The 12,351-nt window shown below is 53.7% G+C and carries 19 protein-coding genes and 1 pseudogene; all 20 read right to left on the bottom strand.

The features are described 5' to 3' along the window. On the bottom strand, window positions 1-1,789 hold a 1,789-nt coding region (locus WIH05_RS08045; RefSeq protein WP_337425224.1), incomplete at its 3' end, for a DUF2185 domain-containing protein. Window positions 1,790-1,804: 15 nt separating this feature from the next. Further along, window positions 1,805-2,155, bottom strand: coding sequence for a DUF6547 family protein (locus tag WIH05_RS08040; RefSeq protein WP_262427546.1), 351 nt, complete (start codon window positions 2,153-2,155; stop codon window positions 1,805-1,807). Between the two features lie 36 nt (window positions 2,156-2,191). After that, a complete protein-coding gene (locus WIH05_RS08035; RefSeq protein WP_337425223.1) occupies window positions 2,192-2,689 on the bottom strand; it encodes a hypothetical protein in 498 nt (165 codons plus the stop codon). Window positions 2,690-2,810: 121 nt separating this feature from the next. Next, a complete protein-coding gene (locus WIH05_RS08030; RefSeq protein ID WP_337425222.1) occupies window positions 2,811-3,221 on the bottom strand; it encodes a hypothetical protein in 411 nt (136 codons plus the stop codon). Beyond that, on the bottom strand, window positions 3,221-3,553 hold the full coding sequence (locus tag WIH05_RS08025) for a hypothetical protein (RefSeq protein ID WP_337425228.1): 333 nt from the start codon (window positions 3,551-3,553) through the stop codon (window positions 3,221-3,223). Before WIH05_RS08025 ends, WIH05_RS08030 begins: the two co-directional genes overlap by 1 nt. Further along, window positions 3,542-3,952 (bottom strand): annotated as a pseudogene (locus tag WIH05_RS08020) (Imm51 family immunity protein); the annotation flags it as partial. The pseudogene WIH05_RS08020 and the gene WIH05_RS08025, both read right to left, overlap by 12 nt. Continuing rightward, on the bottom strand, window positions 3,949-4,263 hold the full coding sequence (locus WIH05_RS08015) for a hypothetical protein (protein WP_337425221.1): 315 nt from the start codon (window positions 4,261-4,263) through the stop codon (window positions 3,949-3,951). The pseudogene WIH05_RS08020 and the gene WIH05_RS08015, both read right to left, overlap by 4 nt. Next, window positions 4,251-5,120 carry an NADAR family protein gene (locus WIH05_RS08010; RefSeq protein ID WP_337425220.1) on the bottom strand — a complete coding sequence of 290 codons (870 nt, stop codon included), beginning with the start codon at window positions 5,118-5,120 and terminating at the stop codon, window positions 4,251-4,253. Before WIH05_RS08010 ends, WIH05_RS08015 begins: the two co-directional genes overlap by 13 nt. Next, window positions 5,104-5,232 carry a hypothetical protein gene (locus WIH05_RS08005; protein WP_337425219.1) on the bottom strand — a complete coding sequence of 43 codons (129 nt, stop codon included), beginning with the start codon at window positions 5,230-5,232 and terminating at the stop codon, window positions 5,104-5,106. The genes WIH05_RS08010 and WIH05_RS08005 overlap by 17 nt, the downstream gene beginning before the upstream one ends. Before the next feature lie 2 nt (window positions 5,233-5,234). Beyond that, on the bottom strand, window positions 5,235-5,834 hold the full coding sequence (locus WIH05_RS08000) for a hypothetical protein (protein ID WP_337425218.1): 600 nt from the start codon (window positions 5,832-5,834) through the stop codon (window positions 5,235-5,237). A 17-nt stretch (window positions 5,835-5,851) separates the two neighbouring features. Beyond that, complete coding sequence (locus WIH05_RS07995; RefSeq protein WP_337425217.1) at window positions 5,852-7,333, bottom strand: hypothetical protein; 1,482 nt, start codon at window positions 7,331-7,333, stop codon at window positions 5,852-5,854. Window positions 7,334-7,372: 39 nt separating this feature from the next. Then, complete coding sequence (locus tag WIH05_RS07990) at window positions 7,373-7,585, bottom strand: hypothetical protein (protein WP_337425216.1); 213 nt, start codon at window positions 7,583-7,585, stop codon at window positions 7,373-7,375. Window positions 7,586-7,801: 216 nt separating this feature from the next. Then, window positions 7,802-8,128 carry a DUF5713 family protein gene (locus tag WIH05_RS07985; protein WP_262427539.1) on the bottom strand — a complete coding sequence of 109 codons (327 nt, stop codon included), beginning with the start codon at window positions 8,126-8,128 and terminating at the stop codon, window positions 7,802-7,804. A gap of 13 nt (window positions 8,129-8,141) precedes the next feature. Further along, entirely contained in the window at window positions 8,142-9,143 is a 1,002-nt protein-coding gene (locus tag WIH05_RS07980; protein WP_337425215.1) for a DKNYY domain-containing protein, read from the bottom strand. Beyond that, window positions 9,140-9,694, bottom strand: coding sequence for an SUKH-3 domain-containing protein (locus WIH05_RS07975; RefSeq protein WP_215653579.1), 555 nt, complete (start codon window positions 9,692-9,694; stop codon window positions 9,140-9,142). The genes WIH05_RS07980 and WIH05_RS07975 overlap by 4 nt, the downstream gene beginning before the upstream one ends. Before the next feature lie 11 nt (window positions 9,695-9,705). Beyond that, window positions 9,706-10,209, bottom strand: a complete 504-nt coding sequence (locus WIH05_RS07970; RefSeq protein ID WP_337425214.1) for a DUF2004 domain-containing protein — start codon at window positions 10,207-10,209, stop codon at window positions 9,706-9,708. Between the two features lie 137 nt (window positions 10,210-10,346). Next, the gene (locus tag WIH05_RS07965) at window positions 10,347-10,583 is read right to left on the bottom strand and encodes a hypothetical protein (protein ID WP_337425213.1); all 237 of its coding nucleotides are present in this window, start codon (window positions 10,581-10,583) and stop codon (window positions 10,347-10,349) included. Between the two features lie 106 nt (window positions 10,584-10,689). Then, window positions 10,690-11,280 carry a hypothetical protein gene (locus tag WIH05_RS07960; RefSeq protein WP_337425212.1) on the bottom strand — a complete coding sequence of 197 codons (591 nt, stop codon included), beginning with the start codon at window positions 11,278-11,280 and terminating at the stop codon, window positions 10,690-10,692. 159 nt (window positions 11,281-11,439) lie between these two features. Further along, a complete protein-coding gene (locus WIH05_RS07955) occupies window positions 11,440-11,913 on the bottom strand; it encodes a hypothetical protein (RefSeq protein WP_337425211.1) in 474 nt (157 codons plus the stop codon). Between the two features lie 56 nt (window positions 11,914-11,969). Further along, window positions 11,970-12,350 carry a hypothetical protein gene (locus tag WIH05_RS07950; protein WP_337425210.1) on the bottom strand — a complete coding sequence of 127 codons (381 nt, stop codon included), beginning with the start codon at window positions 12,348-12,350 and terminating at the stop codon, window positions 11,970-11,972. Window position 12,351 lies beyond the last annotated feature (1 nt).

Genomic DNA, 12,351 nt, shown 5'->3' with positions numbered 1-12,351 from the left:
CCTTGGGCTTTTCCAGCACATCAAAGCTGTCTATGTATCTCATGTGGGGGATCTCACCCAGCACCTGATCGGTGAGGGTGGTGAGCATCCACCAGGCCCGGCCTTCTTCCTCCCGGAGCATAGGCAGCAGCTTTTCGCAGTAGGCGGAGATGGCGAAGCTGTTTTCACCCTGCTCCTCCAGCCAGATCTGCACATCCTCCCCGGAGATGTCCCAGCCGTCCTCGGTGCGCAGACCGATGTTCTGGAGGGGCTGACGGCCCACAAGGATGTTCCAGTGCTCCAGCACCTCCTTGGGGGCGTGCTTCTGGAAGTAGACCAGCTCAAACAGCTTGACCTTGTCGCCCTCCGGGGTGAGGATCAGCTCATGCTTTTTGCCGTTGAAGCCCATCTCGAAAGAGATTTCGTCAAACGCCTGGTTCAAAGCCCCTTCCATTTGGGCCACGAGTTCTGCGCCGCGGGTGTGATCTTTGTCCTCATCCATCATCTGGCGCAATTCTGCTTCCATCTCGGCAAAGGTTTCCCACCAGTCCTCTGTCCGCTCCCGGAAGCACTCCCAGAACTGCGGCAGAGAAATACCCTTCTTGCACCGTTCGATAAACTCTTTGGTGTCATCGTCACCAGGGCGGACTTCCAATGCCTTTTCAAAATATCGCAGAGCCCGGCCCTCCTGATCCAGATAAAAGTAAGAGTAACCCATGCGGAAGTTCCAGCAGTGGTCTCCCTCAAAGTATTCCTCATGGGGTTTCAAGAGAGCGATGGCCTTTTTGAGCAGCCCACAGTTGGAAGGTGCCCCCAGATTGTTGTAGGCCCGGGCCAGCTCGCTGTCCATCTCCGGGGTGCGCTCCTCGGCGGGGATGGCCTCCAGCGCGTCGATGATCTTCTGGTACTCGCTCTTTTCATTCCACTTCTGGCATTGCTTCAAAATGTCCATATCAGTCTCCTCCTCGTCCTCATCCGGTTTCCAGTCTTTGATCTGCTGGAACACGCCATTCTCATCCCGCTCAAAGGCGCAGGGAGCGAGTGTATGCAGCAGAGGAATGATGTCGGGATCGTCGTTGCAGATCGTATTCAGCTTGTAGATCCCGGCATTGTTGGGGTCGTCCATGTACGCCTCGCTCTCGTCACCAGCGGTGAAGCGCCAGCCACTGTCCCAGCCGCCGTCCGGTTTCTCCCGGTAGCAGTAGCCTACCTTGCAGCCCTCCACCGTGATACGGTTGGTGGCGATACAGCCATCGGCACCCTCCCAGTCGGGGAGCAGATCTTTTACATCTTCCGCCTTTACATGGTAGTTCCGGTTGCGGCCAGAGGCTTCGTACAGCTCCTTCCGCAGCATCTCCACCTGAGAAGCCATATCCGTGATCTCATCCTCGCCCATCATCTCGCTGATGTCGTATTCCAGCGGGGCATGGACAAAGTCCGCCAGGGCCTTGTCCATGGCCTCGTGCTCCTCCGGCGTAGCAGTGATGCGGATACGGCGGGCGGGGGTGTTGTACTCGTCCAGATCCTGAAGGTTTACACTGCCACTGACGCTGCACTCCAGCAGGATGGCGGCCAGGTCGGTGACCACATCAATGGCGAAGTGAAAGTCCATCTCCACGCCATTGGAGTGGGTGAACTCCAGATACTCCACGGTCTGGCGGAAGTCCCAGTTCTGCTTATCCAGTCCGATCTTGGTGAAGATCTCGCTGAGAGGGATCTCCTCTTTCTTCAGGTCTTCCAAAAATGCCACAAGGTTCAGACTGTCGTCGGAACCGCCAATAAAGTCGCCCCAGTATTTGTCGATATACATCTGTCAAACCTCCTATTATTCCGGCCACTCATCTCCGTCGCAACGGCTGATGAAGTCATAGTGCAGGCTCTCAAAATAGTCGTTGGGATAGGATTCACCGTCCTGCTGAAGCTCCAAACCATCCAAGTCCATCATTTTATTGATATAAGCAAGGGTAGTATGGATACCCGCAATATGTTCGTCCTGAAGCATCTCGGCTATTATGCTTTTCTGCTCCGGGATCAGTGTGGCGAGAAGTTCATTTTTCGCCTTATTGTCCTCCGTCTTGGGGAAACCATCCCCCTTGACCCACCGGGCCGTTATGCTGTCTTTCCGCTCCACAAGACCGTCAATAAATGCTTTATATAGTTCCAGTTCCTTACTCATGTTAAACCCTCCATTCCCACGTGATTTATTTCCAGATCAAACTCCCATCTTCACCCGGATGATAGGCCGATGAAAGTCATGATCTCCGTTTCGTTCATTGTCCTCCTGCACTTCCGGCTTACAGTGAGGCGAACAGGGCAGGAAACCGAGAAATGGGCCCAGCCTGCCGCAGATATTGCATCCGCCATCACCTCCGCAGGTGGTAAGCCTATCAGTCTGCACCACTTCCCGCATATTGGGATCGTAGGCGATGGACAGGCCGAAGAAGTTGGGTTCCTCCATGTCATAGGGCCGGTTCTCATCCTCATCCATGTTCTCAAACCAGTGCAGACGCATGGAGTAGTCTAACCCATCTCCCCATGGAAACAGGGTCCGACACCCGCCGCCACACAGGTAGGCCCACTCGTCCGTCGTGGGCAGGGAGAAGCCCTGTTTTTGCAGCCGGTTTTGAAAGTCCAGATAGTCCACCTCGTGATAGAGGCTGACCTGCCAGCTGTCACCATCCTGCTTGAAACGGGCACGGCCTGCCAGCATGGGACTGATGGCACTCCCTAATGTCCTTTGCCATACGCTTACCTCACGATTCTCTGCACAGTTTTCCCTGTTCCAGTGCCAAAATCCACCGTATACCACACTTGAACCATCTTTTGTCCTCCTACAGCCTATCCAGATTTTCTTGTAAATCGCCCTGCATCAAGTGTTGGGCAATGGCTTGGTTCAGTCCCTTATGGGGGTGATCGGCTGTCTGCTCTACATCGTGGAGGCACTCCTCCATCAATACCTCCGGAGAAATGCCTTCCCGTTTGCCATAAAGATGACCGAAGGCATAGCACACAGACTTGAGAAAGTCAAAAATGTAGTTGTGATTTCCTCGCATACTGGGCAGATCATTGAACGAGCCCATGCCGCCATATGCCCGGAGGTGGTGGGCAACCTCCCGCCGTTGGCTCCAGTCCTCAATATCCCGCTCCAGCCAGTCGATCCAGTTTTGGAACTCTGGATGGTCTGCCAGAAGGATGGAGCGTAGACAGGTCAGAGCCTCGGTATAAATATCTGTCTGTTTCATCAGAACCCTCCTGATTCTTTTAACGCTCCATCATAGGTGTGGCTTTCCCAGATGGCCTCAAATTCCGCTTTCTCTATGACGCAGGCGTGGAATTCCTCGCCCCAGACATGGGCGTTCAATTCCTCCACGGTGGGGATCGGCGTGATCTCGATGGCGCCGTCGTAAAGGTCAGGGATGTTGCGGGTGCGGCCATCCGAAAAAATGTCAATGGAGCGGAGGGCCAGCCGCTCATCTTCGGTATCCACTTCATAGAGGATGACCGCTGGTTCACCCTCCGGTGCGCCCTCCCAAAAGAGCTTGATGTACTCGATCTTGCCAAGATAAGTCCGCATCGCTTTTTCATCGGCACAGGCTACTCGGATCATTTTTGCCAGCAGCATCAGGTCATCGATGTATTGGGAGTACACGCAGAACACATCTTCGTCGGAGTCGAAGTGAAACAGATCCACGCCGCTGTTATTTTCCTCGAACTCCTGGATCACGCCCCGGACCAGCCGTTCCCAGTCTCCGCTGCTGCCGGTCAGTCCCAGCCGTCGGAATTCCTCTGTCCGGAATCCGTCGCTGATCTTCAGCAGAAGGGAGATCGCATAGGGGTGGTGGGGAATGAGAAAGAATGGCGCGATCTGCTCCGGCTTCACCCAAATTTTGAATGGCGGGCGCGGATCAGGTATCCAGGGCAGGATCTCCCATTCGTCCTCTGGCCGGTTTCCGTATTGGCAAAGGTCTTTCATTGCTTCACCGCCTGTTCAAGTTTCTTTCTACATTTCTCAATGTGGGCTTGCTTGGCGGCCATGATCTCCCGTACCGTCTCTGTCTTCATCTGCAATAGAAGCGCGATCTTCTCAACAGGCATCCCGTCCGCCGCCAGCATACAGAGAATTTCCTTCTGTGCGGAGGCCTTTCCAGCAGCAAAACCAGTATCATAGTCGTGAGACAGCAGGGCAAAGAATTGCTCCGGTGTCAGAGAGGAAATCCGTTCCTGCTCCCCGTGATCGATCCTGCTGCGGGGCATTTCCAGTTCATAAGGTTTCATTGTTCCCATACCGTACTCCAATCGCAAAGCATTTCATTCTGTGTCACCCGGCGCAGCTCGTCCCGCACCTCCATCAACGCAAAGCCCAGCAGGTTTTGTCCACGCCACTGCATGGGGTCCTGGGCCTCTGGGGAGCTGGCTGCGAGGCGAATACCCCAGATGTTATCGTAGGGGCTGGCCTCCACCAGCACACTGTCCCCGGTGGAGAGGAGAAACTCCCGCAGATCGCGGTTCTGGCTGAATTTGCACCAGTTGCCATTCAGCACAATGGCGTATTTGAACCTGTCCCACACCTTCTGGTCAAAGCCCCGCACCTTGCGGCCCAGGGCCTTGATCTGCCTGGGATCGCTGCACGCCAGGATCTCCTTGCGGATCTCCTCGTCGCCAAACAGCTGGGCTTTTCCCGCCATCATATACTGCTCCATGCAGAGATAGGTGTCGGCGATGGACCAGAAGTCCTCCATCCACCACTGGCTGAGGCAGCTTTTTGTGATGCTGCCGTCCTCGGCAGGCTGATGGCCCCAGAACAGGCACAGCTCCCGTGTTCTCCCTGCGGAAAACTCCTGCTGGAGCCACTGGCGGGTGTACTTAGGTCTTCCTTCCGGCTGCCACACCTCCACAAAGAAGTCGCCGTGCTCCAGCACCCCGCCGTTGTCCTCGTCATCCCACCACCCTTTCCAGGTCACCGGCTCGGGAAAGAGGGTGCGGTATTCCGTCCGCTCCTCCGGGGAAAGGGTGTCCAGCCAATCGCCAAATCGGTATATGTAATCCTCCCCATGGCCCATGCGCCAGCCAATGGAGTATCGCTCGATCTCCCGATGGGCCAGCCAGGGGGGAGGCATTATTTTCTTATTTTGTAGTTCCATAGGGGTCTCCTTTTCTATTAAGTGTTATCGCAGTTCTTCCCTCACATCCAGTGGAGCACCGTCCATGGATGTGATCTGTTCCAACTCTGTTTCCGTCAGATTTTTGTTCCATCCTCATTCCTCCTGCATTTTCTTCAGCAGCTTCACGATCCGCTCCCGGTTCTTTGCGGTTTTCATGAAGGTGGGGAGATGGTCGGCCTGCGTCTTTTTCGCTCTTCCCATCGGCTTTTCCCGCAGGTCGGCGCTGAGATAGCTGATCAGATAGGCAAGGTGTTCCCGGTTGAGGGCCCAGACTGGCTTACCCTGGAAGGAGGTCAAAAACCACAGCTCCAGGCCAAAATAAGGTTCTCGTCCATCCTGAATATCAGCAATATAAGAGAAAGCCTCCGCTGTTTTATGAACTTCTCCCGACATGGTTGTACCGCAATAGGGGCAGGCCACATGGAGAACGGAAAAGTGCTGCCTTTCCTCCGCTTCAATATCCACCCGGTAGTATCTTCCACAGTTTTTGCACTGGTTATGGACATCATAGCGGTAGATCGTCCGGTCACGGGCCTCCTGATGGCCGCAGCTCAGGCACCGGAAATAGGCGTTGTCGTCATCCGCTGTCACCACACCCGCGCCGTGGCACTTGGGGCATTTCACCTGGATGCCGGAGGTCAGGGCGTTGTATGCACTGTATGTAAAGTAGGGTTCATCAGTGATTCGGCTCATGCGCCCGCACACTCCTTTCAAAAATCACGAAGTTCCTCAAACTTTTCAATCAGGGCATCTTTCTGAAGTGTATCGCCCGGCAATGCGTCCAGGATACCCCGCAGGGCCATGTAAATTTCATCCCGTTCCTCGGTTTCGATAAAGCGCATCTTGTTGAAAGTCTGAGTGTAGGCTGCCACCGCTTCCAGCGCCTGGGTCTGGGCGTCCTCGCACGGCTCAGAGGCCAGCTTCATCAGCTGGGAACGGGTCTTGCGGTATTGATTGGCTGCTTTTTTTGCGGAAGTGGCAGGGATATGCTCCGCGCCGTCCCAGCCCCGGAAGGGGTTGTCCAGATTTTGCGCCAGCCACTCCGGTTTCCGGGGCTTGGTGATCCGCAGGTCCATTCCAGGCTTGCCTTTCCAGATCTGCTTTGCCGCTTTTGCTGCCGTCTCCGGCAGGCTAGTCATCCAGAACCAGCGAAGCTCTGGCATCTGCTCCGGGGTGGGGATGTCGTCCGCCCCGAAGCCGAACAGATCAAAGGTGGAGAGGTTCGTCAGTTCCCGGAACTTTCGCACGGCAGAGAAGTTTTGCAGATTTCCCGGCGCGCCCCAGAGCCGCAGCTCCTTTAAGTGGGGATGGGAGGCAACAAGGGCGGTCAGATCAAAGTCCTTCAACTGGATACCGTGAAGGCCCCAAAGATCCGACAGCTCCGGGTGGGGGCGGTATTCCCCGATAAATTGGAGGGTCAAACCGCTGCCATTCCCGATGGCATGGATGGTACAGGCATCCGGCCCCTTGTTCTGGAACAGGAGCTGCTCCGTATCCTCACCCAGCCACAGTTCCTCCAGGCCGGTCATGTCCAGCATCAGCTTTCTGATGCTGGTTCCCCGCAGATCAAGTGTCCTCTGACTGTGGTTCAGCAAAGTCAGTTCATCAAGGAAGGGATTTCCCCGCAAAAACTCCAGCAGATCCGGGTGCCACCGCTCACAGATGAGGTCAGAAAGGCAGGGCAGCGCCTCCAGTTCCAGCGCCGAATCGAATGGTGCGTACTGGTCCATCACCCGATGGTTGCTGACCTTCACCGGGATACCGCCGATCTCCGTTTCCCCGTCGCTCTCCATGGCCTCCTTGAAGGCCCGCCGCCGCTTTTCCGGGGCGGCCTCCCACCTCATCTGCAAATACACCTCATAGCCGTTGTCCCAGCCGCCGTAGGAGCGGCAGGGCTGGTCGGTGAAGGATGGCAGGATACCCACCAGCGTGTACTGTGGCGGGATTTCCACCGGCACCCGCAGCAGGTGAAGGTCACGAGGCCAGTACATAAAGTCCTTGTAGAGCGGACGGAGATGGGGCAGTTCCTCTGCCGTCAAAGGGGCGTCACCTGTCCAGTCCAGAGAGAGGATCACCGCCCAGGGCTGCTCACTCACCGTGTCCGGCGGCGCAATATAGGCCACCTGGCAGGCGGTATAGCGTTTCAGATATTGATTGTAAACTGTATAGACCTCTCCGGCATTGGCTTTCATGGGTTCACGCTCCCCTCATCCGTCTTTCTCTAAATAAAATCACCACACGCTGTTGGAGAACTCTCCAGCGGCAAAGCGGTGGATCTGCCCGTTGATCTCTACCTGCCAGACCTCAAAGGTATGTTCCTGGTGATAGACGGGATCTTGGACTTTTACCCGCTTGCCAGTGGTTTTCCAGTCGTAGTCAAAGATATTTACGCCAAACAATTTGCATTGACCGTCTGGGCCAAAGGTTTCATATTTCCAAGTCATATTTTCAATTCCTTTTCAGTGACTTGATATATGCGCTCTCCGAGCCGTCCCAGTAACAGTTCACACACCGGCCATCCTGAAAATGATGGTCGCAATTTGGGTAGCCATAGAGAACATGGGCGCATTCCGGGCACAGCCCCATCATCTGTGAGGAACCTTTGAAAAACAGGCTGCCGCACTCATCACAAATGGCCAGTTCTTTTTCTGCCATGGGAATCACCAGTCCCGTTCCCGGAGGGCCTCCTCGGTGTCAATGGAGATGTTGAACCATTCCAGAATGTAGGCCACAGCTGCCGCAATACATTCCCGGGCTGCCGTTTCGATCTCGCTGTCGTTCTCATCAAACTCCTTCTGGAGATCATTGATGCCGCAGACCGCCTCGTCCAGCGTTTCCTGTATCACTTCGGTGTCGGTTTCGCCGCTCTCCAACAAATCGATGACCTTTTGAAGCTCGCCCTTTACCTTGTCTACCAGAAAAGCCGGATAGTAATCGTCCTGATACATCTCGTCCAGCAGTTTGTGATTGGGGTCAAATGCTTTCATGTAAGTGCTCCTCTCATTTTTCCTTTATTGCTTGAAGCCGTTCCCTCCACTGCGCTTCTTCGATTCTCTCATCATTTTGGTAAAAATGGTCTTTGTCGCGAGCCAAATGGTCAGTGAGCAGAGGTGCGTCCCACGGGGTGCATACGGTAAAACTGTCCCGATCCGCTCCCTTGATCTCCCGGTTGAGGTAATACACCCGCCTGGCATCGCGGGAATACCAGTGCCCAAGCAGTTCCCAGGAAGTCAGTTCTGCTTTGGGAAGCTGCTTGCCGTAGGCATAGATCCGCTTCTCATCTCTGGCAAAATAGGTATCGCCCAACGAGCGGAAAGAGGAAATTTCCGCTCCCTTGATGATCTTCACCTTGCCGTCCCCGTTGTGGAAGCAGACCTGCCGGCTGTCCTTTGCATAGCCCTGGGGCGCACCCGAATCGTTCTGGCCGTTGTCTAATACCTGGAAGGATGCAAGATCTGCTTCGGGGACTCTCCCGCTGGTGGTGTAGACGGCTGTTTTGTCCATGGCGTAGGCAAAGTTTAACACCTGAAACGATGCCGGGTCTGCTCCACGCAGGCGAATCCCACCGAGAAAGCAGGCCGCAGAGGATTTGCCCCAGTAATGCCAGCAGCAGAAGTCTTTTGGATCGATCCCTTTGAGCAGACCGTTTTCATATAGGCCGGAGAAATAGACAGCTCCATCCTTGAGGAAAAACTCGTTGTCCACCGGCTCTGCGTTGGTGATTGGCTGCAGCGTTTCTTCGTGCTTGGCTGTAATACTCAGCTCGATCTCATCGTCGCTGTAAATCAAGTGGAGCCCATGATGGGCTTTTCCATCAAAATGCAGTTCGATGTCATGGTATTTGAGAATTAAAGGTTTCCCATCGCTTCTCAGCGTGGAAACGGCATCAGGATTCCCGAAGATCTCTATGACCTCATCCTGTGACATCCCGAATTTCAGCGGTGAAATGTCCCACGGATTCTGCAATGTTTGATTGCGCCAAATAGTAAAGTCCTGTTTCATAGTTTTCCGTCCAGTGCCTCCACAGTTTTCATGGCAGCGGAATCAAATTTACACTGCCGCAGTTCCCGTTCAATCAAGGCAAACACATCTGGAAAGCACTCGATCTCGTCCTGATACTCATATTTCGCATACAGTCTCCCGGACTCCGAGATCCAGACCTCTGCCGGATAATAGTAGCCGATGTAGCCGATGGGCTGGCACTTCTGACTGGCTGCCTGTTCAATTTCCGCCAGTTCACAGCCGGACATATCCCGGAAATAGGCATCCTCCAAATGGTTTTTGATTCCATTGACCAGATGAGGAAACAAAGCAAATTCAAAGTCAGCCGCCCATTTCAGCTTTTTCTGCGCCAGGTACCACTCACAGCACAGGCCGAAATACTTGCGGTAAAACCGCTGGGTGGTCTTCATCATAGGAACGCCATGATCGGCGTAATACTGCTCCGCAATGGAAATATCCACACTGCGGCCTTCGTACCACCCGGCGTACTCCATCAGCTGCTTGACCTTGCTGCCCAGATCGCCGGAAATGGGGATGCGTTCTTTAATCATAGGATACCACCTCAGCTCTCATGTGTGATACAAAAAATTTCCTTGTTCAGATCAAAGTAGATCACCATCAGCTCGTCAGTGATCTCCGGGTTGAAGGACAGGTCCAGAATGAATACCTGCTGATTCATCTCGCTGTCCACCAGGCTGCCAAACCGCTTGAGCCGCAAAAAGTCCACCATCTCGGCAAAGGACAGCTTGGCCGGGTCGGTTCCCGGAAAAAGTTCCGCCGCAATATCCGGGCCTACATCGTCCCGGTGGAACTCCATGAAAAATGTCACAACGCTATGGTAGCGGCTGTCCTCGTCCGCCAGCGCCGCTTTGATGGCGGCTTTGGCCTTCTCCGCCAATTTCTCCGCCTCATCCAGCATTTCTCCCACCGCATCCATGACAGCAGGATCGCCGGTCAGTTCTTCCTCTACATCGAAGAGAAAGGGCAGTCCCGATTCCTCGGGAAAGTTGAATATCTCCTCGCCGGGTGTATATGTAAAATCAATGCGTTTACAGTTCAGCTTCATAGGGATGCCTCCTCATTGGTTTTCCAGATGGGGCAATGGAATTGGCGAATAGACCACTGTATCTCCGTCATTATCCATCTTGAGAATGATAGCAAATTCCGCTGTATTGCTGTCCTGTCCCTTTGGGAGAGAAAAGATCATTGGGGGCAGCGCAGGGCAGCATGGTTCGTGGTTTTATTCCAGTCTTCCATGGCAGCAGATAAAATGACATCAATGTGTGCCAATACCTTCTCAATGGAACCCGCTGAGATGCTGTAAAAAGCGGGGTTTTTATGATACTGCTCTGTGATGAAGTTTTTATAAGTCTGCACTGGCATAAAGCAAAATTCCCAATCAAGGGGATACAACCCAAGCCAATACCCATACAGTTTCATCTCTGCGCCTCCTTATCCCTCGATGCAGCGATTGATCAGAGCAATCACTTCCTGCTCCTCGGGCTCGTACATCTCATAGAATTCTTCAAACATTGTGTGTCCTCCTTTACAGCAGTTCCAGCACTGCGGCGGCAGACTCGGCAAACTCCTCCGGGGCCTGCTCCAATATATCCCGGTAGGCCAGCACCGCCTGCCAGGAGTAGTAATAGAAGCTGTAAAACAGGTCATCTGGGAAGACCTCGTCCTCCTCGTACCGCATTTCATCTTCTTCCTCGTCATACTCCTCCGACCACAGGTATTCTTCTCTCAGCAGATTGGAGAACAGCGGCAGCGGATCGGCGTGTTCCATCTCATCTCCATCATGGAAACACTGGAGGATGCAGGCGAAAAAGTCCAGCAGTTCCCCAGCCAGGAAACGGGCTGCAGGGTTCTGGCCGCTCTTTTTGAGGGCCTTCTCCAGAATCCGGCTCAAGAACACCATGCCGAAGGGGGAAGCGTGCCACAGGGTACTCTGGTGTTCCATGTTGATAGTGAGCTCATAGAGGGATTCTTTGACTGACGACAAATCACGCATCTGCTCCAGCACAGTCAGATGTGCGGGAAACTCCGTTCCCCGGCCATAGGCGGTGGTGAGCCGATGCCACGGGACATCAGCGGCCTTGAGATGGGTGATGTAGGTTCTGTTTTCTTCTGTCATGTCGTTGTCCTCCTTATCCTGCTGTCTGATTGCTGTATTCCTTTTCAAGCTGGATATACCACCGTTTCAGCATGGTTTCCAAATTAGTTTTCCCGCTGCGGTCTGTAAAAACAAGGAATTTTTGCAGTAGTCTTGGGAATATATATTTACCCGCTTCTGTCAGGTCCTGATTGAGATAGACCATCCGCAGGATACGGCCCTGCTGGTCCAGAGGGTTCTTTTCAGCAATTTCTTTTCAAAGCAGAAGCGCAGGAACACCACATTCTCGTCGTAGAAGTCCTCCACCACAGCCGCGCCAATGCTGGTATAGGTAATGTCATACACCAAACGGCTCCACTCAAATTTCTCGGTATAGAGCAGTTTCAGTGCCTTCGCCCAGTGTTCCTCCGGGATCACCAGCATCCTGTGCCGGGCAGTGCTGGAGTAGCCGCGGCAGACGGGTTCTGGGTGTCCCAGCAGTTCGCTCACACGGTCGGCATAGACGAAGCACAGTTCCTCATCGAACAGGCCGCCAATAAAGTTGCCATTGCAGTACAGCATATAGTTCTTAGACTTGGCCGGAGAGTAAGAGAGATTGTATTCCTGCGAGTCTAGGCTTCTATGTACTTTGTTCAAAAAATCGATTGATGTCATGGCTTTGCTCCTTATGCTTCAAACTCGCCCATTACATACTATCCCAAAAGACATTGTCAATGGCGCATGGCTTTGTGGAAACGACTGCTCTTATGGCAATACCACACCGGATAGGGGGTGCCGATAGAAACACTTCGTATCCATGCGCTCCCGCAGTTCCTCGATGCTGCAGCAGGCGGGAAAGCCGTAAGAGACAGTCCTGTCCAGCATTTCTTTGTACTGTTTAAAAAAACGTCCGCGGTGATCTCATCCATACCAAAAAGGATGTTGTCCTGGATCACATTCTCAAACCAGTGGGCCAGCAGGCCGGTAAAGTGAACGGATACGTTCTCTCCTGCCTCGGTCCGGGTATCCATGTGCAAAGTATGGGCTTCAAAGTCAGTGCAGTAGCGCAGGACTCTGTTATCGTGCAAATTGTCAAAGGATTGAATTCCCATA

This window comes from Alitiscatomonas sp. (assembly GCF_037242085.1).
In the GTDB taxonomy this organism is placed as follows: domain Bacteria; phylum Bacillota; class Clostridia; order Lachnospirales; family Lachnospiraceae; genus Alitiscatomonas; species Alitiscatomonas aceti.
This window is presented reverse-complemented; position numbering and strand designations above follow the sequence as displayed.